Source organism: Pseudomonas sp. GZD-222, from assembly GCF_049310525.1.
Lineage (GTDB): Bacteria > Pseudomonadota > Gammaproteobacteria > Pseudomonadales > Pseudomonadaceae > Aquipseudomonas.
Map to the genome: position 1 here is coordinate 80016 of NZ_JBMOWO010000015.1, position 22495 is coordinate 102510.

Sequence of the window (22495 nt, forward strand, 5' to 3'; positions counted from 1 at the left end):
GTGATCTCGCACCTTTACAGCAGCTCTACCGACAATGACCGTCAGCGGCGAAGTGCCGTAAGGACGGAGAGTTTCGATGAGCATTCTGGACGGGGTGTCACTGCTGTTGGCAGTGGCGTTGATGATCTACCTGATGGTCGCGCTGCTGCGCGCTGACCGGGGTTAGGAGCGACCATGCACAGTTACGATTACGCGTTGCTGCTGGCGTTCTTTGCGCTGGTGTTAGTCCCGGCGCCCTGGCTTGGGCGCTTCTATTACAAGGTCATGGAAGGCCAGCGCACCTGGCTGTCGCCCGTGCTGGGGCCGGTGGAGCGTGGCTGCTACCGGCTGTCCGGGGTCAATGCCGAGACCGAACAGAGCTGGAAGCAGTACACCCTGGCTTTGCTGGCTTTCAACCTCGCCGGTTTCCTGCTGGTGTTTGCTGTGCTGTTGCTGCAAGGCTACTTGCCGCTCAATCCGGCGAACCTGCCGGGGCAGGAGTGGTCGCTGGCGTTCAACACGGCGGTGAGTTTCGTCACCAACACCAACTGGCAGGCCTACAGCGGCGAAGCGTCGGTGAGCTACCTGAGCCAGATGATCGGCCTGACCGTACAGAACTTCGTCAGTGCTGCCACTGGCCTTGCCGTGCTGGTCGCGCTGTGCCGCGGTATCGCCCGGCGCTCGGCCCGTACCCTGGGTAACTTCTGGGTCGACATGACCCGCGCCACCCTCTACGGCTTGCTGCCGCTGTGCCTGCTGCTGGCCTTGTTGCTGGTCTGGCAGGGCGTGCCGCAGACCTTCGGTCATTACGTCCAGGCCCTGACCCTGCAGGGTGCTGACCAGACCATCCCGCTGGGCCCGGCGGCCAGCCAGATCGCGATCAAGCAACTGGGCACCAATGGTGGCGGCTTCTTCGGCGTCAACTCGGCGCACCCGTTCGAGAACCCGACGGCCTGGAGCAACCTGTTTGAAATGGCCTCGATCATCCTGATCCCGGCAGCCCTGGTGTTCACCTTCGGTCATTACGTCAAGGACCTGCGCCAGAGCCGGGCGATCATCGCCTGCATGCTTGCGCTGTTCCTGATCGGTGGCAGCGCGGCGCTGTGGTCCGAGTACCAGGCCAACCCGACTCTGAACAACCCGCAGGTCGAGCAGACGGCGCCGCTGGAAGGCAAGGAGAACCGCTTCGGCACTACCGCCAGCGTGCTCTGGACAGTGACCACCACCGCGGCCTCCAACGGCTCGGTAAACAACATGCACGACAGCCTCAACCCCATCAGCGGGATGGTCGCGCTGGTCAACATGATGGTAGGTGAAGTGATCTTCGGCGGCGTCGGTGCCGGGCTCTACGGCATGTTGCTCAACGTGCTGATTGCGGTGTTCCTCGCTGGCCTGATGATTGGCCGCACACCGGAATACCTGGGCAAGAAACTGCAAGCGCGAGAAGTGCAGCTGCTGGTCGCGACCCTGCTGGTGATGCCGGTCGGCGTGCTGGTGCTCGGTGCCCTGGCGGCCAGCCTGCCAGGCCCTGTGGCCTCGGTCACCAACCCCGGCGCCCATGGTTTCAGCCAGGTGCTGTACGCCTATACCTCGGCCAGTGCCAACAACGGTTCAGCCTTTGCCGGCTTCGGCGCCAACACCACCTTCCACAACCTGATGTTGGGCCTGGGCATGCTGATCGGCCGCTTCGGCTACATCCTGCCGGTGCTGGCTCTGGCGGGCAGTCTGGCGATGAAGAAAAGCGCGCCGCTGGGCGAGAACAGTTTTCCCACCCACGGTCCGTTGTTCGCCACCTTGCTGGTGGTCACCATTCTATTGATCGGTGGCTTGACCTTCCTGCCGGCCCTGGCGCTGGGCCCGATCACCGAACACCTGAGCCTGGGTTTCTGAGGAGCGAATCATGAATATGCCGATTCCTGAAGTGAAAGCGGCCCCGGCCCCGGCGGCACGCACCACCTTTGCCGCGCTCTGGCGTCCGGCGCTGGTGCAGGCGTTCGTCAAGCTCGACCCGCGTCAGCTCAAACGTTCACCGGTGATGCTGGTGGTGGAGCTGACCGCGATCTTCACCACCCTGTTGTGCCTGATCACCGACCCCGTTGTTCCGACGTCAGTGGCGGTGCAGATTGCCCTGTGGTTGTGGTTCACCGTGTTGTTCGCCAACTTTGCCGAAGCGTTGGCAGAAGGTCGCGGCAAGGCCCGCGCCGACAGCCTCAAGGCCGGTAGCCAGGGACTCAGTGCACGGCGTCGCAACGCCGCGGGCAATTTCGAGACCGTGCCGGCGACCAGCCTGCGCAAGGACGATGTGGTCAAGGTGCTGGCCGGGGAGATGATTCCCAGTGACGGCGAAGTACTCGAAGGGATTGCTGCGGTCAACGAAGCGGCGATCACCGGTGAGTCCGCGCCAGTGATCCGTGAGTCCGGCGGTGACCGCTCGGCGGTGACCGGTAATACCCGGCTGGTCTCCGACTGGTTGCTGATCCGCATCACCAGCAACCCGGGCGAATCGACCCTGGACCGCATGATCGCCCTGGTCGAAGGTGCCAAGCGCCAGAAAACGCCCAACGAGATCGCCCTGGACATCCTGCTGATCGGCCTGACCATGATCTTCCTGGTGGTTGTGGTGACCTTGCAGCCGTTCGCGCACTTTGCCGGTGGCAGTCTGCCGCTGGTGTTCCTAGTGGCGCTGCTGGTCACCCTGATTCCTACCACCATCGGTGGCCTGCTCTCGGCCATCGGTATCGCCGGTATGGATCGCCTGGTACGCCTCAATGTGATTGCCCGCTCTGGCCGCGCTGTCGAGGCCGCCGGTGACGTGCATGTGCTGATGCTCGACAAGACCGGCACCATCACCTTCGGCAACCGTCGTTGCAGCGCCTTGCACGCCGCCCCCGGTGTGACTTCCAAGGAGCTGGGCGAGGGTGCTTTGCTGGCTTCGCTGGCCGACGACACCGCCGAGGGCAAGTCGATTGTCGAGTACCTGCGTCAGTTGCACGACTTCGACGAACCGGGCGCAGATCAGCTGACGCCAGTGGCCTTCAGTGCCGAGACGCGTCTTTCTGGCGTTGACTACCAGCAGCGTCAGTTCCGCAAGGGCGCGGTGGATTCGGTGTTGGCCTTTGTCGGTATGCAGCGTCTGGAAATGCCAGCGTCGATGTCGCGCGAAGTAGACAAGATCGCCCAGAGCGGCGGTACCCCGTTGCTGGTGTGTGTCGACAAGCGTTTGCTGGGGGTGATCCACCTCAAGGACGTAGTAAAACCCGGGATCCGCGAGCGCTTTGCCGAACTGCGCAAGCTGGGTATTCGCACCGTGATGGTCACCGGTGACAACCCGTTGACCGCTGCCGCCATCGCTGCCGAAGCCGGGGTCGATGACGTGCTGGCTGAAGCCACACCGGAAAAGAAACTGGCGCGCATTCGCCAGGAGCAGAACGATGGCCGCCTGGTCGCCATGTGCGGCGACGGCGCCAACGACGCCCCAGCGCTGGCCCAGGCCGATGTCGGCATGGCCATGAACGACGGTACCCAGGCCGCCCGCGAAGCCGCCAACATGGTCGATCTGGACAGCGACCCGACCAAGCTGCTGGACGTGGTCCAGGTCGGCAAGGAATTGCTGGTGACCCGCGGCGCCTTGACCACCTTTTCGATTGCCAACGACGTGGCCAAGTACTTCGCCATCCTCCCGGCGCTGTTCGCGGCGATCTACCCGCAATTGGGTGTGCTCAACCTGATGCACCTGAACAGCCCGCAGAGCGCGATTCTCTCGGCCATCGTCTTCAACGCACTGATCATCGTCGTGCTGATTCCCCTGGCCCTGCGTGGCGTGCGAGTACAGGCGGCAAGTGCTGCACACCTGTTGCGTCGCAACTTGCTGATCTACGGCGTCGGCGGGCTGATTGTGCCGTTCGCCGGGATCAAGCTGATCGACATGTTGCTTACCGCTCTGCACCTGGTCTGATACCAAGGAGATGACCATGACAACTTATCTACGTCCGGCCACAAGCCTGATCCTGCTGATGACCCTGATCACCGGTGCGGTGTACCCGCTGGTGGTCACCGGGGTGGCCCAGGTGGCGTTCCCCGAGCAGGCCAACGGCAGCCTGCTGCGCGATGACCAGGGTTACGTGCGCGGCTCGCTGCTGATCGCCCAGGCGTTCAAGGGCGATGCCTGGTTCCAGGCGCGGCCATCGGCGGCTGACTATGCCACCGTCGCCAGTGGTGCCAGCAACCTGGCACCGAGCAACCCGGCGCTGGCCCAGCGCATCAACGACAGCGCCGCACAGCAGTACATCGAGGCCCAGGGCGCGGTGCCGCTGGACCTGCTGACCACGTCCGGCAGTGGCCTGGACCCGCATCTGTCACCTGCCGCCGTGGCCTATCAACTGCCGCGGGTGGCCGCGGCGCGTCAGCTCAGCACGCAGGCCTTGCAAGCGCTAGTCGAGCAGTCCACCCTGCAGCCATTGATCGGTCCGCCGGTGGTGAATGTACTGGCCTTGAACGCCGCCCTCGAACGGCTGGCCCCGGCTTCGAAATAAGGACAAGCAGTGAGCGATAGCAACTCCGAACGTGCTGATGCGTTGTTGGCCGGGCTGCCGCGCGAGGGGCGCGGCAGGCTCAAGGTGTTTCTCGGCGCGGCGCCGGGGGTGGGCAAGACCTACGCCATGCTCCAGGCCGCCCATGCCCAGGTACGCCAGGGCGTACAGGTGCTGGCGGCGGTGGTCGAAACCCATGGCCGGGCGGAAACCGAGTCCTTGCTCGCCGGGTTGGCGCAACAACCCTTGGTGCGCTCGGAGTACCGTGGCGTGCAGCTTGAGGAAATGGACCTGGATGGCCTGCTCAAGGCCTCGCCACAACTGGCGCTGGTCGACGAGCTGGCGCACAGCAACGCGCCCGGCAGCCGTCACGCCAAACGCTGGCAGGATGTGCAGGAGCTGCTGGCCGCCGGTATCGATGTCTACACCACGGTCAACGTCCAGCACCTGGAAAGTCTCAACGACCAGGTGCGCGGCATCACCGGCGTGCAGGTGCGTGAAACCCTGCCGGACTGGGTGCTACAGGAAGCGTTTGAACTGGTCCTGATCGACTTGCCGCCGCGTGAATTGCTTGAGCGCCTGCGTGAAGGCAAGGTCTATGTGCCGGAGCAGGCGCGGGCGGCAATCGATGCCTTCTTCAGCCAGACCAACCTCACCGCATTGCGCGAGCTGGCCATGCAGACGGCGGCGGCCCAGGTCGATGCCGACCTCGCGCATGGTTATCGTCAGCTCGGCCAGGACGCGCCCTCGTTACGCGGGCGCCTGCTGGTCGGGGTGGATGGCGATGCCCAGGCCGAGCGCCTGGTGCGCCATGCCAGCCGGGTGGCGCAGCGTCGCCACCTGCCCTGGAGCCTGGTGCATGTCGACAACGGCAAGCTGCGTGACGAAACCGCCCGCCAGCGCTTGCAGGCGGCCCAGCAGTTGGCCGAGCGCCTGGGCGGCGAAGTGGTGTTGCTGCGCGCCGGTGAAGTGGCCAAGACCCTGATCCAGCATGCCCTGGAGCGTCGCGCCAACCTGGTGCTGGTCGGCCAGTCCCGCGACCGCCTGCGCCGGCGCCTGTTCGGGGCCGGCGTGGCCACGCGCTTGTTGCGTGAGGCCCACGGCCTGGAAGTCAACGTGCTCGACCGCGATGAGCGGCCCGAGCCGCCAAGTGCGGCGGTGAAGAAAGTTTGGGTCTGGCGGCATTACCTGTTGGCGTTGGTCGCCACGGTGCTGGCGGCGGGAATAGCCTGGGGTGTTTCCGGGGTCCTGGCCTTGCCGAATATCTCGCTGGTGTTTCTTGCTGCGGTGTTGCTGGTCGCCGTGCGCAGCAGCCTGGGCCCGGCCCTGGCCTGTGCGGCGATGTCGTTTCTGACCTACGACTTTCTGTTCATTCCGCCGAACTTCTCCTTCAGCATCCAGCGCGAAGAAGATGTGCTGACGTCGCTGTTCTTTCTGTTGATGGCGGCGCTTACCGGCAACCTGGCCGCACGCCAGCGTCGGCAGTTGCAGGCGTTGCGCGAAACCCAGGAGCAGACCAACCAGTTGCTCGATCTGTCGCGCAAGCTGACCGCCGCCACCGACCGCCAGGCGGTATTCAATGCCGCCGGGCAGCACCTCGATGGCTGGAACGATTTGCAGGTGTGCCTACTGGAGCGCGATGTGGAAGGGCGCCTGCAGGTTGCCAGCGCGGGCAGCGTGCAGTTCAGTGACAACGAACGGGCCGCCGCCGATTGGGCCTGGCAGCACGATCAGGCTGCGGGCCTGGGCAGTGATACCTTGCCCAATGGCCGTTGGTGGTGGTGGCCGTTGTCGGTGGAAGAACAACCGTTGGCATTGCTCGGCGTGCGTCCGCGTCAGGGTCAGAGCCTCACGCCTCAGCGTCGGCGCCTGCTCAAGGCCCTCAGTCAACCCTTGGCCCAGGCGCTGGCCCGGGCACGTCTGGCCGAACAATTGGAAGCGGCGCGCCTGCATGGCGAAACCGAGCAGTTGCGCAGCGCGTTGCTGGCGTCGGTATCCCATGACCTGCGCACGCCTTTGACCGCCATGCGTGGCAGCATCGACAGTCTTCTGGCCCTGGGCGAGGCGATCCCCATGGCTGACCGCCAGGAGTTGCTTGAGGGCACGCGCAACGAAGCCGAACGCCTGGATCGTTATATTCAGAACCTGCTGGACATGACCCGCCTGGGTCATGGCGGGCTGAAACTGGCCCGTGACTGGGTGGCACCCACCGATATAGTCGGCAGTGCACTCAACCGCCTGCGGGTGGTCCTGGCGCCATTGCAGGTGTCCACCGAGGTGCCGGACGGTTTGCCGCTGCTGTTTGTACATGCCGCCCTGATCGAGCAGGCGCTGGTCAATGTACTGGAGAACGCCGCACGTTTTTCGCCGGCCAACGGTCGCCTGCAGTTGCGGGTATCGACGGGTGACGAACAGCTGCGCTTTGCGGTCAGCGATGAAGGCCCGGGTATTCCCCCGGCCGATCGCGAGAAGATCTTCGACATGTTCTACACCGCCGCGCGCGGCGACCGCGGCGGGCAGGGCACCGGCCTTGGTCTGGCGATTTGCCAGGGCATGATCGGCGCTCACGGCGGGCATATCCTGGTGGGCGAGGGTATCGATGGCCACGGCACCTGCATCACATTATGCTTGCCGCTTCCGACCCAACCCGAACCTGAAAGCGAAGCGCCATGAGCCAGATTGCAACCCTTCTGGTCATCGATGATGAACCACAGATCCGCAAATTCCTGCGTATCAGCCTGAGTTCCCAAGGTTACAAGGTAGTGGAGGCTGCTACCGGAGCCGAAGGCCTGACCCAGGCGGCGCTGAACCGGCCAGACCTGGTGGTGCTCGACCTCGGCCTGCCGGACATGGACGGGCAACAGGTGCTGCGTGAGTTGCGTGAGTGGAGTGCAGTACCGGTGTTGGTGTTGTCAGTGCGTGCCAGCGAAATCCAGAAGGTCGAGGCCCTCGATAACGGTGCCAACGACTACGTGACCAAGCCCTTCGGCATCCAGGAATTTCTCGCCAGGGTGCGCGCGTTGTTGCGTCAGGCGCCCCAGGCTGCGGCAACCGACGTCGCGCCGAGTTTCGGCCCGTTGACGGTCGACCTGGCCTTTCGCAAGGTGACCCTGGACGGTATCGAGGTCGCCCTGACGCGCAAGGAGTATGCATTGTTGGCCCAGCTGGCGACGCATCCGGGGCGGGTGATTACCCAGCAGCAACTGCTCAAGGACATCTGGGGGCCCACCCATGTCGATGACAGTCACTACCTGCGTATTGTCGTTGCCCATGTGCGGCAGAAGCTGGGAGATGACCCTACAGCGCCGCGCTTCATCATCACCGAGCCTGGGGTAGGGTACCGCTTGGTGGGGCCGGAGCAGGGGTAAGTGGTGGGTGGGAGCGGGCTTCGGGGGGGGGGGGGGGGGGGGGGAGGGGGGGGAGGTTTTGCTCTCCCCTATACCACTCTCCCCTCCCCCCCCCCCCCCCCCCCCCCCCCCCCCCCCCCCCCCCCCCCCCCCCCCCCCCCCCCCCCCCCCCCCCCCACCACCTCCAGCGTTCAGCGCCGCTCCGCTTCGTAGTTCTCCAAAGTATCGCGGGCAATCTCCCGGCCCAGGGCGATCAGCTCCGGGGCTTTGTAAAACTCGAAGAAGCGACACACGCGCTTGGGCACGTTGATCAGGATGTCCGGCGGGTAGCCGGCAATCTTGTACTGGGCCAATGACGTCTGCATCACCTCGAAGCTCTGGTTGATCAAGTCCAGCAGCGAGGCGGGGCCGACGTTGTCGATAATGAATGAGCCGGCCGCCGACTTCGGCGCGCCTTCACTTTCCGGCGCCGCTGCCGGTTGCTGAGCCTCGGGGTCGGCGGCATCGCTGAGCCAGGGGTTGGGTATCTGTGCGGCCTGCGGCGAGAGTTCCTGTTCGATGCGCATCAGTTGCTCGGCCTGTTTGCGCCTGAACGGCAAGTGTGAACCCAGCGAACTGATCAGGTTGTCGAAGCGCATTTTGAAGGCGGCCGGACGTTCGATAACCGGGAGTTGATACTGTTTCTGGTTGGTCGAGTTGAGGTTCACGGCAATGATCAGGTCGCAGTGGCTGGACACCACCGGGATGATCGGCAAGGGATTGAGGATGCCGCCGTCAACCAGCATGCGGTTACCCTGCACGACCGGGGTGAACAGGCTGGGGATGGCTGCCGAGGCGCGCATTGCTTGATGCAGGCAACCTTCCTGGAACCAGATTTCCTGCTGGTTGGTGAGGTCGGCGGCGACCGCGGTGTAGGGGATGCGCAAGTCTTCGATGTTCACTTCGCCAACGATCTTGCGGATCTGCCCGAAGACTTTTTCACCGCGAATCGCCCCCAGGCGAAAACTCACATCGACCAGACGTAGCACGTCCAGGTAATCCAGGCTTTCGATCCAGTTGCGGTATTCCTCGAGTTTGCCGGCCGCATAGATGCCGCCAATCACCGCGCCCATTGAGCAACCGGCAACACAGGCGATGTCATAACCGCGACGTTCCAGCTCTTCGATCACACCAATGTGCGCATACCCACGAGCTCCGCCCGAGCCCAGTACCAATGCCACGCGTTTACTCATGATGGCTCCCGGTTGAACTGCGTCGAAGGTCTAACAATGCGCCCATTCGCGTCTGTGCTTCAATCGTCCTGCGCGCTGCGCTACGCTTTGCAGGGCACTTTTCTTCTTTGTAGTCGTCGAACACGCCACTTTGCATATTTATTTTTGAGGAATCACCAATGAAAGCCTGGATTGCCCTGCCTCTGATTGCTCTGGTGTTGGCCGGTTGTGCTGGCAAGACCGCCTATCGCGACAGTTGCGCCAATCAGCTTGACTCGGCCTGGAAGGAACTCGACCTGGCCAAGGCCGAAGGCTTTGCCGGTACGGTCAGCTACTCCAAGGCACTGTCGTTGTTGACCGGGGCCAAGACCCAGCAGCAGTTCGAGGCTTTTGAAGGTTGCAGCAACAAGGCTGAGAAAGCCCGTTTCTACATTCGTGAATCCCGCGCCGGTCGTTGACACAGGAGAACACCATGTCGGCCATGCTCGACCATGTAATTGCCCAGGTACTGGCCTTGCAGGTTCGCCTGCTTGCTTGCCAGGCGCGGCTGGCGGCTGACACCGACAGCGAGGCGCTGCATGACTTGCGCATCGCCACGCGGCGCTTGCGCAGCTTGCTGCGGCCGCTGCAAGAGTTGCCAGGGGTTGAGCAACTTGAAGGCGCGGCGAAAGCGCTGGGTAATCTGACCACGCCATTGCGTGACCGTGAGGTGCTGGCGGCACAGCTGCTTGAGCGCGATCAATTGGCCGCGGCGCAGACGCGTCTGGCCCATCGCCGGGAAACCTTCGCCAGTGTCGCTGCCAGTGCCGAACTGGGTCGTCTGCTGGCGATTGTCGATGCTTTTCCGATTTTCTTGCGGGCGGCGGAGCGTGAAGGCTTGATTCGCCGCTTGCACAAGCGCATCGACAAGCGCCTGGAAAAACAGTGGAGCAAACTGCGCGAAGCGCTGCAGGATCCGGCCCATGACCGTCATCGCCTGCGCTTGTTGATCAAGCGCGTGCGCTATGCGGCCGAGGCTTACCCGCAGCTGGAGCATGCCGGGCGCCGCTTGCAACGGGTGCTCAAGCGCGCCCAGAGTGACCTCGGTAGCTGGCACGATCTGCTGCAGTGGTTGCTGCAGGCCGAGCAGCAGCGCGACCTGGCGCCTTGCGTCGAACACTGGCAGGCGCAGTTGCACGAGGCCGAACAGCGTGCCGATATCACCCTGGAGCGCTTGCAAGCGGTGCTGGCGCAGCGATAAGCCGCTTATATGGCCGAAATGCGGGCTGTCGCTGGCGTCTGTGCTGGTTAAGATCGGACTTTTCCCACGGATGAGACCAGCATGAACTTCTCGCAATTGCTCAAGGCGGTGCGCCTGCATCCCCAGGCGGTGTCCATTCCTGCCAGCTGGGCGCAAGGGCGAGCCTGTTTCGGTGGCGTGATGGCGGCCCTGTTGTACGAAACCATGCTCACCAAAACATCGCCAGGTCGCCCGGTGCGCTCGCTGGCGATCACCTTTGTTGGCCCCGCTGAGCCCGAGGTGCCGATCAGCTTCGAAGTGGAACTGCTGCGTGAGGGCAAGGCGGTCAGTTCGCTGTTGGGCCGCGCCGTACAAAATGGCCAGGTGGTGACCCTGATGCAGGGCAGCTTCGGTGGCGGGCGCGATTCGGTGGTCAATGTTCCGGCATTGCCCGCGGTGGAAATGAGCAGCCTGGAGGCCGCCGCCAAGAGTGAACTCCCTTACATCAAGGGCGTTACCCCCGAGTTTATGCAGCATGTGTCCCTACGCTGGGCCATTGGCGGGATTCCGTTCAGCAACAACCACGCGCGCGGCATGGGCGGTTGGGTCCGGCTACGTGACGAAGGTGGCGACGAAACCCTGAGTGAGGCGCACCTGCTGGCCCTGGTGGATGCCTGGCCGCCGACATTGCTGTCGCACCTGAACAAACCGGCGGCAGGCAGCACCCTGACCTGGACCATCGAATTCATTCAGCCCGTGGCAAGCCTGACCACCCTCGACTGGTGCAAGTACTGCGCGCAGACAGAGTATGCCCGTGACGGCTACGGGCACGCGGCGGCGGCGCTGTGGACCGCCTCAGGTGATTTGCTCGCAATCAGCCGGCAAACGGTAACCGTCTTCGCCTAGTGGCGATGGCGGTTACGCCAGGCGCGCCACCAGGCGCCGCTCAAGACAAAGCGTGGAAAGGTGACGAACTGTTCCACCAGCAACCGGCCGATGGCGTCCTTGCGGTCGCTGAAGGGTTCCGGCTGTTCGGCTTCCAGGCGATGACCCTGGCGCTGCAGGCCAAGGCCGGCGACCAGGGCGATGATGCCGACGGCCAGTTGCCCCAGGTCCAGTGAGAACAGTCCGGACAACACCAGCAGCACGCCAAGGATGAACAATGGCACGGCAATCAGGTGCAGTACCAGGTTGGTCGGGTTGCGGTGATTGTGGTGATAGCCACGCCATTGCCAGGCGTGCAGGTTGGGCAAGCGTTTGCTCATGGGAAACTCCTCAGGGCTATGTCTGAAGAATAGTGCGGCCCCCGTCAGGGGGCCAATGAGCGTCGGCTATGAGGCTTATAGCTTGAGTTGGCCAATGGCCTTGTTGAGTTCGCCGGCCAGGGTGGCCAGTTCGCTGCTGGTGGTGGCCGAGTCGACGGTCTGCTGTACGGTCTCTTCGGTCACGTCGCGAATACTCACGACCGCACGGTTCATTTCCTCTGCCACCTGGCTTTGCTGCTCGGCAGCGACGGCAATCTGCGTATTGCTTTCACGCATCTGCGCCACTGCACTGGTGATCTCGGCCAGGGCGGCGCCCGCTTCCTGGGCCTGCTGGACGCAATCGTCAGCCTTGAACGAGCTCTCCTGCATGAAGTCCACCGCATCGCGGGTACCTGCCTGCAGTGCCGAAACCATGGTGGTGATCTCGTCGGTGGAGGCCTGTACACGCTTGGCCAGGTTGCGCACCTCATCGGCGACCACGGCAAAACCGCGCCCCAGATCGCCGGCACGGGCAGCTTCGATGGCTGCGTTGAGCGCCAACAGGTTGGTCTGCTCGGCAATGCTGTGGATCACGCCGACCACGCCGTTGATCTTCTGGCTGTCATCGGCCAGTTGGCGAATCATCTCGGCGGTCTGCTGCACGCCGCTGGACAGTCCGGAAATCGAGGTCTGTACGCGGCTGACCACTTCCTGGCCGCTGCCGGCGAGGGTGTCGGCGGTCTGCGACAGGTCGCGGGTGGCGCCGGCATGTTGGGCGATGTGATAGACCGTCGCCGACATTTCGTTGATGGCAGTGGCGGCCTGATCGGTCTCGCTCTGCTGGCCGAGCATGCCGTGGCGCACGTCATTCATGCTCGCGGCCAGGCGTGCGGCACCCGAGTCGAGCTGGGCGGCAGTGCGTGCCACAGTGTTGACCACGCGGTGATAGGTGGTCTGCATGGCATTGAACGCGCTGGCCATCTGCCCGACTTCATCGCCACAGGACAACGGCACACGGGCGGAGAGGTCGCCGGTCTTCTCCACGTGCAGCATCACGTCCTTGAGGGTGTTGAGCTGGCTGAGCAGGAAGCGGATCAGCAACTGCGAGGCGCAGAGCATCGCCAGCATCAGGATCAGCACGCAGATTGCGTAGTTGGTGAAACGGTCGGTAAAGACTTGAAGCAGGCTAGGGGTCGGGGCGAGCACGGCGATGTGCTGGCCGTCGCGGCTGATCACCTGAGCACCGCTGAGCGGGTCGCTGCCGGTCAGCGCCAGGCCATGCAGCTCGACCCAGCCCTGGGCATTGGTCAGCGCTTCGAGGTTTTCATCGGCATAGGCGGGCACTTGCCCAGGGGCGTATTGCAGCCAAAGCGGGTTGTGCGGCAGGGCCTGGCCAGCGGGCCAGGCAGCCAGCAACTGCGCCTCGGACTGCGCCTTGACCTGGGCTTCCTGCGCCCGGGCCTGTTGTTCCAGGTGCACGGCATACAGCACCAGGAACAGGGTCGTGACGAAGGCCACCGCATTGACGGCCCAGAACTTGTATTTCAGGGAGATATTGCTAAGCCAGGCACCCATGGAAGGTCTTCTCTGATTGAGCGGAAACATTGTTGGCAAGGTGCCATCATTGTGCCGAGCCGAGCAGGGGGCGTCTTGATATGCGTCAAATAATCGCGGGCAGATTAAAGAAGGCGCGTGCGCAGGCGCTGGTATGGGCGGCCAGTTGCTCGCTGCTTTCACCGCGATGCAGGGCCACTTCGCGCAGCACTTCGGTGAGGAAGGCTGGCTCGTTGCGGCCGTTCTTGGGCTTTGGCCGCAAGCTGCGCGGCAACAGGTAAGGCGCATCGCTTTCGAGCATCAGGCGACCCTGGGGAATGCTGCTGACCAGCGGGTGCAGGTGCGTGCCGCGACGCTCGTCGCAGATCCAGCCGGTGATGCCGATGTGCAGGTCGAGGTCGAGATAGCCGAACAGGGCGGCGCGCTCGCCGGTGAAGCAATGCACCACAGCGGCGGGAAGGCGGTCACGGTAGTCCTTGAGGATCGCCAGCAAACGCTCACTGGCATCGCGCTCATGGAGAAACACCGGCATCTGTAACTCCACCGCCAGGGCCAGTTGCTCTTCCAGGGCTTTTTCCTGTTGCGGGCGCGGTGAGAAGTCGCGGTTGAAATCCAGTCCGCATTCGCCCACTGCACGTACCCGCGGTTGCTCCAGCAAGGCGCGGATCTGCCGCGCGCTGTCGGTGTTCCAACTGCTGGCGTCGTGAGGGTGAACACCGGCGGTGCTGAACAGCCGCTGACCGTTTTCATCCAGTGCCAGGCACAGTTCCAGGGCCTGCTCGCTGCCCTCCAGGCTGGTGCCGGTGACCATCATTTGCACCACGCCGGCGGCCTCGGCACGCTCGAGAATCGCCTGGTGTTTGTCAGCGAAACTTGGGTTGGTCAGATTGACGCCGATGTCGATGAGTTGCATGGTGCTACCTCAGGCCGGTGGCCGGCCAGCATAACAAAGCTCGAGGAATTTCGATAAATCGAAGAACTTCAATGAGTTGTCGTGGTCTTTTGCGGTCAATTGTCATGTAACGACCGCACACTATGGCGCCAACCCCACACGCGCGGACCTTTATACGGATGACCCGAGCGCTGTTTTTGTTGATCGTGCTGAGCTTCGGGCTGCTTCAGGCAGGGCCGGCCAGCGCACGCCTGCCCGGACCGCAACAGACGGTTTCCAAGACCCAGGTTCGCGATCTGGCGCAGATCCGCAGCAGCCGTGTGCTTAAAGTGCTGGTCAACCAGAGTCGTAACAGTTCCGGCGAAGTCAAAGGCGAGCCGGTGGGCGTCGAGTATCACCGCCTGCGGGCGTTCGAGCATTACCTTAATGGCCGCGCCCGTGATGGCCAGGAAATCCGCCTGAAAATCATCCCCCGCGCCAAAGAGCAACTGCTGGCGGCGTTGCAGCGCGGCGAAGCCGACCTGGTGGCGCCCGGTGAATTGCTCGACCCAACCTCTACCCGTGGCCTGGTGGCCAGCGATCCGGTGGTCGACAACGTGCCCATGGTGCTGGTCGGGCGTAAGGGCGAGCGCAGCTTTCAGCGAGTCGAGCAATTGTCTGGCCGCACTGTGGCTCTGACCAGCGCCAGTGCCGCTGGCGATACCCTGCATGAAATCAACCAGAAGCTGGCACTGCGCAAGCTGGCGCCGATCAAGGTGGAATGGGTCGATCCGACGTTAGCGGTGGAAGATGTCCTGGAAATGGTCCAGGCCGGGATCTTTCATCTGACGGTTGTCGAACAGCCGATCGCTGAGCGTTGGGCCAGGGTCATGCCCAAGCTGCGCATCGACCGTAAGGTGCAGGTTGCCGCCCCCGAGGCCATGCGCTGGTATGTGCGGCGTGATGCGGTGATGCTGCACGCCAGTGTCGACCGCTTCCTGCAAGGCTATAGGCCGCCGGAGAACCAGGACGCGGCCTTTGAACGCATCTACCGGCGCCTGTACCGGGTGCACAATCCGCTGGCGCGCAGTGATCGAAAGCGCCTGGAAGCGCTGCGGCCGGTGTTGCAGCGCCATGCCAGCGAACAGAACATCGACTGGCTGAACCTGGCGGCGGTGGCCTTCAAGGAGTCTTCGCTCAACCCTGCGGCCCGAGGCGCCGGGGGAACCCATGGGTTGATGCAGATTACCTCGAGCGCAGCGCAGCGGGTAGGGGTGAGCAATATCAGTAACGTGGATGGCAATGTGCAGGCCAGTGCACGGTACATGGCACTGATTCGGCGCAAGTTCTTTTCCAGTAATCAGCTCAATGAGCGCGAGCGCATGGCCTTCACTCTGGCGGCCTACAACCTCGGGCCGGAGCGGGTTCAGGCGATGCGGGCGGAAGCCCGGCGGCGTGGCTTGAATGGCAATCAGTGGTTTTTTCAGACTGAGCGCATCGCCATGGAGCAGGTCGGCATGGGGCCGGTCAGTTACGTCAACAGTGTTAACAAGTACTTCCTGGCATTCGACCGTGAGCGAGAGTCGCTGGAGCCGAAGGGGCGTAAGGTAACGGCACGTAAGTAATCGAATTATCCGATTGTTATTTCGCAATTTTTGCGATTTTAACCTCCGTATATTTGATTAATATGGCGCCCACATCACCTCACACCTCACTAAGGAAGTCTTCATGAACACCACTCTCAACGCCGTATTTGCCAGTCGTGCCAGCTGGGGCCTGAGCGTCATCCGCATCATCGTCGGGGTCATTTTCATGGCCCATGGTGCACAAAAGCTTTTCGGCCTGTTTGGCGGTGGCGGCCTGGCCGGGACTGCGCAGTTCATGGAGAGCCTGGGACTGGCGCCGGGGTTGCTGATGGCGTTGTTGTCGGGTAGTGCCGAGTTCTTCGGTGGCCTGGCGCTGGTCATCGGACTGCTGGTACGGCCGGCCGCTGTAGCGCTGACCATCACCCTGATCGTGGCGATCTTCTCGGTGCACATCAGCAATGGTTTGTTCATGGCCAACAACGGCTACGAGTTTGCCTTGGCGTTGATGGCAGGTACCGTGGCGGTATTGATCGAAGGTGCAGGTAATGCATCGCTGGATCGATTGATAGCACGTTGATCGTATCGCTGTAGCAAGCGCGAAAGTTCAGCTGGGTGGAGGTGCCGTGGAGGAAAACTTGGCGGCACCGTCATCGTGGAGCACCGCCGCTCCCCGCGGGTTTGTAAGCCTCCAGGCTAAAATGTTTTTTCCATCCCTTCATGTTGACAGTCAGCCCGCAGCTTCTCTAGGATGCTGACTTGCGCCGATTTAAACAGCTACTTGCGGGGCGCAGGAGAACCCGATGTGGTTCACCGAATACCGCTAAAGCGCTGGTTCGGTGACGCCTCCCACCGCAGCCCAGCGGGATCTGCGAGGCGGAGAATTACTCCATGAGTTGTCCACGTACCAGTGTCTGTCTGACCCCTCTGCCTGCCAGTCAGGCTACCCGTGTGCCGCGCATCCTGCTGGGCGGTAGCCACCAGCCCACGCTCCTGCGCTATCTCGATGGCTGGCCGCGCCGCAAAGGCAGCGCCACCGCTTTTCTGATCCAGTTCGCCGATACCCGCGCCTCCCTTGACCAGTTCGCCAGTGACCGCTTCGACCTGGCCGTGATCCAGTCGCCCAGCGCCGAAGACGCCGCAGAGGTAATCGGTCACCTGACCCGCGTTGCGCGGCAGGGTTTGATCACCCGCGGTTGATCCCGGTGTTAGGCAAGGGCGGCTCAATGCGCCTTGGCTTTTCTGATCCGCAACAAAATCACCAGCAAGATAAGGATCGCTACCGGCGCCATTGCCAGTAGCGCATCGCGTGCCGATATCGGTGCGCCGAGGGTGTGCAAACCGGCGTAGAACAGTTTGAACAGACTCAGCAGGTAGTAGGTGATGGCGATGATCGACAAGCCTTCCACCGCCCGCTGGATCTTGATCTGCGATTCGGCGCGGGCATTGAGGCTACGCAGGATTTCGGCGTTTTGTTCTTCCATTTCCACCTGTACCCGCGCTTGCAGCAGATCGCCAAGGTTGGCGACGCCTTCGGCCAGTTGCTCCAGACGCTGCTCGGTGGCAGCGCAGTAACGCACGGTGGGTTTGAAGCGGCGCTCGATGAATATGCCCAGGCGCTGGCAGTCGGCGACATGACTTTCGCGCAGTTCGCCCATGCGTTCGAACACCAGCTGTGCGTAGGCTTGGGTGGCGCTGAAGCGGTGACGGCTTTTCACCGTGCTGCCGACCACCTGGCGCGACAGCTGGGCAATATCTTCCAGCAAAGCCTTGGCATTGCCACCGTCACTGGCCACGTTGCGTTCCGACAGGCTGACCAGGCTGCGGTCATAGGCATCTAGCTGAGCGCTCAAGGCTTTAGCCGTGTCCAGGCTTAACGAGGCCATCATCCGGTAGGTCTCGATCTCCAGCAGGCGGCGAATCATGCGGCCCTGGCGATAGGCATTGAGCCGGCGGTTGATGAACAGAAAACGATTGGTACCGTCTTCGGTCAGGCGAAAATCGCTCCAGACCACGGCATCGCCACCGCCGACACAGGAGCCGCAGGGGTCCTTGAAACCATAGCGGCTGAGGTCCAGCCCGTTCTCGTCGCGCACCACCACTTGCACGGCATTGATGATCAAGTCCTGGAAGGGCTCGATCGCCTGTCCCAGCAACTCGGGAAGCGAGTGCCAGTTCAACTCGCTGCTGTCTGCAGGCACCACCAGGGTCAGGGTAAAGAATTCGGCATGGCGTTCCCACTTGAACGGATGGCCATGGAAGTGAGTGATGCCCTGTGTCGCTTCAGGCGCGAAGATGTCGGGCGTGCAGCGCTGCATCAGGGCATTGCATTGAGCGGCAGTGCCGAGAAAGGCCAGGTGATAAACATGCGCCGGCTCGTCGAAATACAGCGACGGGCGAGCATGCAGCTCGTTGTGCAGCGCTTTACGTTGGGCATGCATGAGGGTTCAGACCGTATTGTTGTGTTTGTCCGCTGTTCCAGGTGCGAGGGGCACTTTCATGGGACTGGTCAAAGACCGGCGCGAGTCACGCTGCGCCAGCAAACACATGACGCTGTTACGCGTCTTTGGCTGAACCCGGTGGATTATAAGTGACGCTGTTGATGTACCAGGTCGCTTCCCCGTGTGGAGTCTGTACCACCACCTCGTCGTCCTTGCCTTTCTTCAGCAGCGCGCGGGCCATGGGCGAGTCGATCGAGATGTAGTCATTGCGCCCGTAGATCTCGTCGTAACCGACGATCCTGAAGGTCTTGGTTTCGCCTTCATCGTTCTCGATTTCCACCCAGGCGCCGAAGAACACCCGGCCTTCCTGCTCGGGCGCGTAATCGACCACTTTCGCGTCCTCCAGGCGTTTGCGCAGATAGCGTACGCGCCTGTCGATTTCTCGCAGCAGCTTCTTGTTGTACTGGTAATCGGCATTCTCACTGCGATCACCCAGCGACGCAGCCCAGGCCACTTTGGCGGTAATCTCGGGACGGTAGGTGCGCCAGAGGTGATCCAGCTCGCTTTTCAGCGCCTCGTAGCCTTCTCGGGTGATGATGTTTGTAGCCACGCTGGGTCCTTTGTCGGGGAGGTATGGCGAGAGATCAGGATTCTAACCTTATCTCGCCGCTTTCCATCAGCCTTCACGCAACACCGTCAGCGGGCTTGCATTGAGCGCCCGCCGCGTGCCGTAAACCCCGGCCCCACCTACCAGCAAGGCGCCGATCACGGGCAGCAACAGCAACCACGGATGCGGGCTCCAGCTCAGGTCGAAGGCGTAGCGGTACAACAGCAGGGTGATCAGCTCGCAGCCGATGGCTGCCAGCAAACCGCTGGCGGCACCGAGCAAACCGAACTCGATGCGTCGGGCCTTGATCAGCAGTCCGCGCCCGGCGCCCAGAGCACGCAGCAGTGCACCCTGGCGGATGCGTTCGTCGAGGGTGGTCTGCAGGCCGGCAAATAGCACCGCCAGCCCCGCGGCAAGGACAAACAACAACACATATTCAACCGCCAGGGTGACCTGGGCGAGGATGCTGCGCAGCTGCTCCAGCAGGGCATCGACCTGGAGGATGGTCACCGCCGGGAATGCTCGTGACAGAGCCACTACCTGCTGATCGTGACCGGCGGCGAGGAAGAAGCTGGTCAGGTAGGTAGTGGGCAGATCCTGCAGCGTGCCGGGCTGGAAGATCATGTAGAAGTTGGGCTGGAAGCTGTCCCAATTGACCGTGCGCAGGCTGCTCACCACGGCCTGGCGTTGCTGGCCGCCAATGCTGAAGGTGAGCTGGTCGCCCAGCTTGAGCTTAAGGCTCTGGGCCAGTTCGGTTTCGACCGAGACACCAGGCAGGTCACTGTCAGGCGCGGGGCTTGCCTGCCACCATTGGCCTTCGCTCAGGGCGTTACCCTGGGGCAGGTCAGCGGCCCAGGTCAGGCTCAGGTCGCGCTGCACCGCGCGATCACCGGTAGATTCCTTGCTGACGATCTGCTGCACGGCCTGGCCGTTGATTTCGGTCAGACGTCCGGGAATCACCGGGTAGAGCGGCGCGGCTTCGGCAGAGAACTCATTCAGACGTTGGGCGAAGGTGTTCTTGTCGTCAGGCAGAATGTTCAAGGCGAAATAGTTTGGCGCATCCTTGGGCAGCTGGTTTTGCCAGGTATCGAGCAGCTCGGCACGCAGCAGGGCGATCAGCGCCATGGCCAGGAGGATCAGGCCGAAGGCCAGAGATTGACCGGCGGCGGCCAGTGGATGGCGCAGCAATTGACCCAGGCCAAGACGCCAGGCCAGGGGAGAGTCCGCGAGCAGGCGCCGCAAGCTGCGCAGGCCGAGCAGCAACAGGCCGCCGAGCAGCACTGCGGCGACCAGGCCACCGCCGAGCAGGGCAAAGGTCAACAGCAGATCGAGGCTCAAGCGCCACATGATCAAGCCCAGGGCGAGCAGGGCGGCGCCATACACCAGCCAACTGCTTGGCGGCACCGGCAGCAAGTCGCGGCGCAGCACCCGCAGTGGTGGTACCCGGCCCAATGCGGCCAGCGGTGGCAGGGCAAAACCGGCCAGGGCGACCAGGCCGGTGGCGATCCCGGCCAGCGCGGGGGCCAGGCCACCGGGGGGAATCTGCGCGGGCATCAGGCCTTGCAGCAGCTTGAACAGTCCCAGTTGTGCCAGCCAGCCGAGCAGTGCGCCACCCAGCGCAGCCAGGCTGCCGAGTATTGCCAGTTGCAGGCAGAACAGGCTCAGCGCCTGGCGGCGCGACAGGCCCAGGCAACGCAACAGTGCGCTGGCATCGAAGCGGCGAGTGGCAAAGCGGCTGGCCGACAAGGCCACGGCAACACCGGCCAGCAGCACCGCGACCAGGCTGGCCATGTTCAGGTAACGCTCGGCCTTGCCCAGGGCGCCGCCGATCTGCCGGTTGCCGTCGCGTGAATCCTGCAGGCGCTGGTTGGGCGCCAGGCCTTTGCTGACGCTGTCACGGTAGCTGGCCAGGGCTTCGGGTTCCCCTCGCCAGAGGTCGCGGTAACTGACCCGGCTGCCAGGTTGCACCACACCGGTGGCGTCGAGGTCGGCAAGGTTGATCAGTACCCGCGGTGTCAGGCTGTAGAAATTGCCGGCGCGGTCCGGCTCGTAGGTCAGCACCCGGCTCATGCGCAAGGTTTTCATGCCGACGTCGATGCTGTCACCGATCTTCAGGTTCAGGGCCACCAAAAGTCGTGGTTCGACCCAGGCCTCGCCTGGCGCCGGTCCGCCGCCGCTGGTTTCGCTGGCATAGGGCTCGGCAGCGCTGCGCAGTTCTCCACGTAGCGGGTAGGCGTTGTTGGCGGCCTTGATGCTCGACAGCTGGATGCCGTTGTCGGTGGCAATCACGCTGGAGAATTCGACTACCTGGGCGTGCTGCAGCCCGGCGGACGTGCCACTGGCAATCTGTTCCGGTTGGGCTGGCGAGCTGCCTTGCAGCACCAGGTCGGCGCCGAGGAACTCGGTGGCACGCAGCAGCATGGCGCCATTGAGGCGGGCACCGAAATAGCCGATGGCGGTACTGGCGGCCACTGCCACCAGCAGGGCGAAGAACAGCACGCGCAGTTCACCGGCGCGGGCATCGCGGAGCAACTGGCGCAGGGCCAGGGCGAACAGGCGGAAAAACGGCAGGCGGGCCATCAGGGCTCCAGCGGCGCGACCAGGTGGCCGGCGTCCAGGCGGATCAGGCGCCGGCAGCGCTGGGCCAGGCGTTCGTCATGGGTGACCAGTACCAGCGTGGTGCCGCGTTCCTTGTTCAGTTCGAACAACAGGTCGCTGATACGCTCGCCGGTGTGGCTGTCGAGGTTGCCGGTCGGTTCGTCGGCGAACAGCACCGCAGGTTCGGCGGCAAAGGCCCGGGCGATGGCGACGCGTTGCTGCTCGCCGCCGGACAGCTGGCGCGGCGAGTGGCTCAAGCGCTGACCCAGGCCGACTCGCTCGAGCAGGCTGCGGGCATGCTCGCGGGCGTCGCGGCGACCGTCCAGCTCCAGCGGCAGCATGACGTTTTCCAGGGCATTGAGGCTGTCGAGCAACTGGAACGACTGGAACACGAAGCCGACATGCTCGGCACGTACCCGGGCGCGCTGGTCTTCATCCAGCGGGCCGAGGTCATTGCCTGCCAGGATCACCGAACCTGCGCTGGGCAGGTCGAGGCCGGCGAGCAGGCCCAGCAGCGTCGATTTGCCAGAACCGGAGGCGCCGACAATGGCCAGGCTGTCGCCCTGTTTCAATTCCAGTGAGAGTTCGTGCAGGATGGTCAGGTCGCCTTCCGCGCTGGGAACCACTTTGCTAAGGTTCCGCGCAGTGAGAATGCTGGGGCCCATGGAGAATCCGATGCGAGTGTGGTTATTGAGTGCTGGCCTGGCCTTGATGTGCATGGCCCAGGGAGCAGCGGCGGGTACCGTGCTGATTGTCGGCGATAGTATCAGTGCCGCTTTCGGCCTGGATACCCGCCAGGGTTGGGTTGCCTTGCTGGAACAACGTCTGGAAAGCGAGGGTTTCGACGCCAAAGTGGTCAATGCTTCGATCAGCGGCGATACCAGTGCAGGAGGCCAGGCACGGCTGCCGGCGCTGCTTGCAGAGTACAAACCGGAGTTGGTGGTACTGGAGTTGGGGGGCAATGACGGCCTGCGCGGCCAGCTGCCAACACAATTGCAACAAAATCTTGCCTCGATGATCGACCATTCCCGCGCTGCCGGTGCCAAGGTGCTGTTGCTGGGCATGCGTTTGCCGCCCAATTACGGCAAGCGTTACACCGATGCGTTCGCCCAGGTGTATGAAAACCTGGCGACGGAAAAACAAGTGCCGCTGGTGCCGTTTTTCCTTGAAGGCGTGGGGGGTGTGCCCGAGCTGATGCAGGCTGATGGCATTCATCCGGGGCAGGGTGCCCAGGCGCGCTTGCTGGAAAATGCCTGGCCGCAGCTAAAACCGCTGCTTTGACGCTTTTATACTGACCGGCTTTCGGCTAATG

21 protein-coding genes are annotated in these 22495 nt (G+C 63.2%); 13 read left to right on the forward strand and 8 right to left on the reverse strand.

The genetic code is table 11. From position 1 onward, the window contains the following. Window positions 1-76: 76 nt before the first annotated feature. From kdpF to ACO6VD_RS02725, 6 genes are read left to right on the forward strand one after another with little or no spacing between them, the layout of a single operon-like run. Window positions 77-166 (forward strand): K(+)-transporting ATPase subunit F, encoded by a 90-nt coding sequence (gene kdpF / locus ACO6VD_RS02700; RefSeq protein WP_105642480.1) that lies wholly within the window; start codon window positions 77-79, stop codon window positions 164-166. Window positions 167-174: 8 nt separating this feature from the next. Continuing rightward, window positions 175-1869, forward strand: coding sequence for a potassium-transporting ATPase subunit KdpA (gene kdpA / locus ACO6VD_RS02705; RefSeq protein ID WP_422416866.1), 1695 nt, complete (start codon window positions 175-177; stop codon window positions 1867-1869). Between the two features lie 10 nt (window positions 1870-1879). Then, on the forward strand, window positions 1880-3934 hold the full coding sequence (gene kdpB / locus ACO6VD_RS02710; RefSeq protein WP_422416868.1) for a potassium-transporting ATPase subunit KdpB: 2055 nt from the start codon (window positions 1880-1882) through the stop codon (window positions 3932-3934). A 16-nt stretch (window positions 3935-3950) separates the two neighbouring features. Next, complete coding sequence (gene kdpC, locus ACO6VD_RS02715; RefSeq protein ID WP_422416870.1) at window positions 3951-4511, forward strand: potassium-transporting ATPase subunit KdpC; 561 nt, start codon at window positions 3951-3953, stop codon at window positions 4509-4511. 9 nt (window positions 4512-4520) lie between these two features. Further along, entirely contained in the window at window positions 4521-7181 is a 2661-nt protein-coding gene (locus ACO6VD_RS02720; RefSeq protein WP_422416872.1) for an ATP-binding protein, read from the forward strand. Further along, the gene (locus ACO6VD_RS02725) at window positions 7178-7876 is read left to right on the forward strand and encodes a response regulator (RefSeq protein ID WP_422416874.1); all 699 of its coding nucleotides are present in this window, start codon (window positions 7178-7180) and stop codon (window positions 7874-7876) included. Before ACO6VD_RS02720 ends, ACO6VD_RS02725 begins: the two co-directional genes overlap by 4 nt. A 170-nt stretch (window positions 7877-8046) precedes the next feature. Here the strand turns inward: ACO6VD_RS02725 and ACO6VD_RS02730 are convergent, their stop codons facing one another. Then, window positions 8047-9087 (reverse strand): patatin-like phospholipase family protein, encoded by a 1041-nt coding sequence (locus ACO6VD_RS02730; RefSeq protein WP_422416877.1) that lies wholly within the window; start codon window positions 9085-9087, stop codon window positions 8047-8049. A 158-nt stretch (window positions 9088-9245) separates the two neighbouring features. On the opposite strand from ACO6VD_RS02730, the gene ACO6VD_RS02735 reads away from it, so the two are divergent. From ACO6VD_RS02735 to ACO6VD_RS02745, 3 genes are all read left to right on the forward strand, one after another. Continuing rightward, on the forward strand, window positions 9246-9524 hold the full coding sequence (locus tag ACO6VD_RS02735; RefSeq protein WP_422416879.1) for a hypothetical protein: 279 nt from the start codon (window positions 9246-9248) through the stop codon (window positions 9522-9524). Between the two features lie 14 nt (window positions 9525-9538). Continuing rightward, complete coding sequence (locus ACO6VD_RS02740) at window positions 9539-10306, forward strand: CHAD domain-containing protein (protein ID WP_422416882.1); 768 nt, start codon at window positions 9539-9541, stop codon at window positions 10304-10306. An 81-nt stretch (window positions 10307-10387) separates the two neighbouring features. Next, the gene (locus ACO6VD_RS02745) at window positions 10388-11191 is read left to right on the forward strand and encodes an acyl-CoA thioesterase (protein ID WP_422416884.1); all 804 of its coding nucleotides are present in this window, start codon (window positions 10388-10390) and stop codon (window positions 11189-11191) included. Here ACO6VD_RS02745 and ACO6VD_RS02750 read toward each other — a convergent pair. The 3 genes from ACO6VD_RS02750 to ACO6VD_RS02760 form a co-directional block, all read right to left on the reverse strand. Further along, window positions 11188-11550, reverse strand: a complete 363-nt coding sequence (locus tag ACO6VD_RS02750) for an Mpo1-like protein (protein WP_422416886.1) — start codon at window positions 11548-11550, stop codon at window positions 11188-11190. The two genes, ACO6VD_RS02745 and ACO6VD_RS02750, sit on opposite strands and share 4 nt — an antisense overlap. 75 nt (window positions 11551-11625) lie before the next feature. Continuing rightward, complete coding sequence (locus ACO6VD_RS02755; protein WP_422416888.1) at window positions 11626-13104, reverse strand: methyl-accepting chemotaxis protein; 1479 nt, start codon at window positions 13102-13104, stop codon at window positions 11626-11628. An 85-nt stretch (window positions 13105-13189) separates the two neighbouring features. Continuing rightward, window positions 13190-13996, reverse strand: a complete 807-nt coding sequence (locus ACO6VD_RS02760; protein WP_422416890.1) for a TatD family hydrolase — start codon at window positions 13994-13996, stop codon at window positions 13190-13192. Window positions 13997-14154: 158 nt separating this feature from the next. Here ACO6VD_RS02760 and ACO6VD_RS02765 point away from each other — a divergent pair, with 158 nt between their 5' ends. The 3 genes from ACO6VD_RS02765 to ACO6VD_RS02775 all read left to right on the forward strand — a co-directional run bounded on the left by ACO6VD_RS02765 (window position 14155) and on the right by ACO6VD_RS02775 (window position 16737). Further along, a complete protein-coding gene (locus tag ACO6VD_RS02765) occupies window positions 14155-15579 on the forward strand; it encodes a transglycosylase SLT domain-containing protein (RefSeq protein WP_422416892.1) in 1425 nt (474 codons plus the stop codon). Between the two features lie 103 nt (window positions 15580-15682). Beyond that, window positions 15683-16117 (forward strand): DoxX family protein, encoded by a 435-nt coding sequence (locus tag ACO6VD_RS02770; protein WP_157191886.1) that lies wholly within the window; start codon window positions 15683-15685, stop codon window positions 16115-16117. Window positions 16118-16428: 311 nt separating this feature from the next. After that, entirely contained in the window at window positions 16429-16737 is a 309-nt protein-coding gene (locus tag ACO6VD_RS02775) for a hypothetical protein (protein ID WP_400173910.1), read from the forward strand. 23 nt (window positions 16738-16760) lie between these two features. Here ACO6VD_RS02775 and ACO6VD_RS02780 read toward each other — a convergent pair whose 3' ends face one another. The 4 genes from ACO6VD_RS02780 to ACO6VD_RS02795 form a co-directional block, all read right to left on the reverse strand. Further along, entirely contained in the window at window positions 16761-17978 is a 1218-nt protein-coding gene (locus ACO6VD_RS02780; protein WP_422416895.1) for a DUF3422 domain-containing protein, read from the reverse strand. A gap of 115 nt (window positions 17979-18093) precedes the next feature. Next, window positions 18094-18588, reverse strand: a complete 495-nt coding sequence (gene greB, locus ACO6VD_RS02785; RefSeq protein WP_422416897.1) for a transcription elongation factor GreB — start codon at window positions 18586-18588, stop codon at window positions 18094-18096. A 66-nt stretch (window positions 18589-18654) separates the two neighbouring features. Further along, entirely contained in the window at window positions 18655-21165 is a 2511-nt protein-coding gene (locus ACO6VD_RS02790; protein WP_422416899.1) for an ABC transporter permease, read from the reverse strand. Beyond that, entirely contained in the window at window positions 21165-21848 is a 684-nt protein-coding gene (locus ACO6VD_RS02795) for an ABC transporter ATP-binding protein (protein ID WP_400173906.1), read from the reverse strand. The genes ACO6VD_RS02790 and ACO6VD_RS02795 overlap by 1 nt, the downstream gene beginning before the upstream one ends. Before the next feature lie 10 nt (window positions 21849-21858). Here ACO6VD_RS02795 and ACO6VD_RS02800 point away from each other — a divergent pair, with 10 nt between their 5' ends. After that, the gene (locus tag ACO6VD_RS02800; RefSeq protein WP_422416902.1) at window positions 21859-22464 is read left to right on the forward strand and encodes an arylesterase; all 606 of its coding nucleotides are present in this window, start codon (window positions 21859-21861) and stop codon (window positions 22462-22464) included. Window positions 22465-22495: the final 31 nt, after the last annotated feature.

Bases quoted from the DNA above. Each gene is read 5' to 3' on its own strand.
- kdpF (WP_105642480.1), top strand. From the start codon at position 77: ATGAGCATTCTGGACGGGGTGTCACTGCTGTTGGCAGTGGCGTTGATG.
- kdpA (WP_422416866.1), top strand. From the start codon at position 175: ATGCACAGTTACGATTACGCGTTGCTGCTGGCGTTCTTTGCGCTGGTG.
- kdpB (WP_422416868.1), top strand. From the start codon at position 1,880: ATGAATATGCCGATTCCTGAAGTGAAAGCGGCCCCGGCCCCGGCGGCA.
- kdpC (WP_422416870.1), top strand. From the start codon at position 3,951: ATGACAACTTATCTACGTCCGGCCACAAGCCTGATCCTGCTGATGACC.
- ACO6VD_RS02725 (WP_422416874.1), top strand. From the start codon at position 7,178: ATGAGCCAGATTGCAACCCTTCTGGTCATCGATGATGAACCACAGATC.
- ACO6VD_RS02730 (WP_422416877.1), bottom strand. From the start codon at position 9,087: ATGAGTAAACGCGTGGCATTGGTACTGGGCTCGGGCGGAGCTCGTGGG.
- ACO6VD_RS02735 (WP_422416879.1), top strand. From the start codon at position 9,246: ATGAAAGCCTGGATTGCCCTGCCTCTGATTGCTCTGGTGTTGGCCGGT.
- ACO6VD_RS02740 (WP_422416882.1), top strand. From the start codon at position 9,539: ATGTCGGCCATGCTCGACCATGTAATTGCCCAGGTACTGGCCTTGCAG.
- ACO6VD_RS02745 (WP_422416884.1), top strand. From the start codon at position 10,388: ATGAACTTCTCGCAATTGCTCAAGGCGGTGCGCCTGCATCCCCAGGCG.
- ACO6VD_RS02750 (WP_422416886.1), bottom strand. From the start codon at position 11,550: ATGAGCAAACGCTTGCCCAACCTGCACGCCTGGCAATGGCGTGGCTAT.
- ACO6VD_RS02755 (WP_422416888.1), bottom strand. From the start codon at position 13,104: ATGGGTGCCTGGCTTAGCAATATCTCCCTGAAATACAAGTTCTGGGCC.
- ACO6VD_RS02760 (WP_422416890.1), bottom strand. From the start codon at position 13,996: ATGCAACTCATCGACATCGGCGTCAATCTGACCAACCCAAGTTTCGCT.
- ACO6VD_RS02765 (WP_422416892.1), top strand. From the start codon at position 14,155: ATGACCCGAGCGCTGTTTTTGTTGATCGTGCTGAGCTTCGGGCTGCTT.
- ACO6VD_RS02770 (WP_157191886.1), top strand. From the start codon at position 15,683: ATGAACACCACTCTCAACGCCGTATTTGCCAGTCGTGCCAGCTGGGGC.
- ACO6VD_RS02775 (WP_400173910.1), top strand. From the start codon at position 16,429: ATGAGTTGTCCACGTACCAGTGTCTGTCTGACCCCTCTGCCTGCCAGT.
- ACO6VD_RS02780 (WP_422416895.1), bottom strand. From the start codon at position 17,978: ATGCATGCCCAACGTAAAGCGCTGCACAACGAGCTGCATGCTCGCCCG.
- ACO6VD_RS02790 (WP_422416899.1), bottom strand. From the start codon at position 21,165: ATGGCCCGCCTGCCGTTTTTCCGCCTGTTCGCCCTGGCCCTGCGCCAG.
- ACO6VD_RS02795 (WP_400173906.1), bottom strand. From the start codon at position 21,848: ATGGGCCCCAGCATTCTCACTGCGCGGAACCTTAGCAAAGTGGTTCCC.
- ACO6VD_RS02800 (WP_422416902.1), top strand. From the start codon at position 21,859: ATGCGAGTGTGGTTATTGAGTGCTGGCCTGGCCTTGATGTGCATGGCC.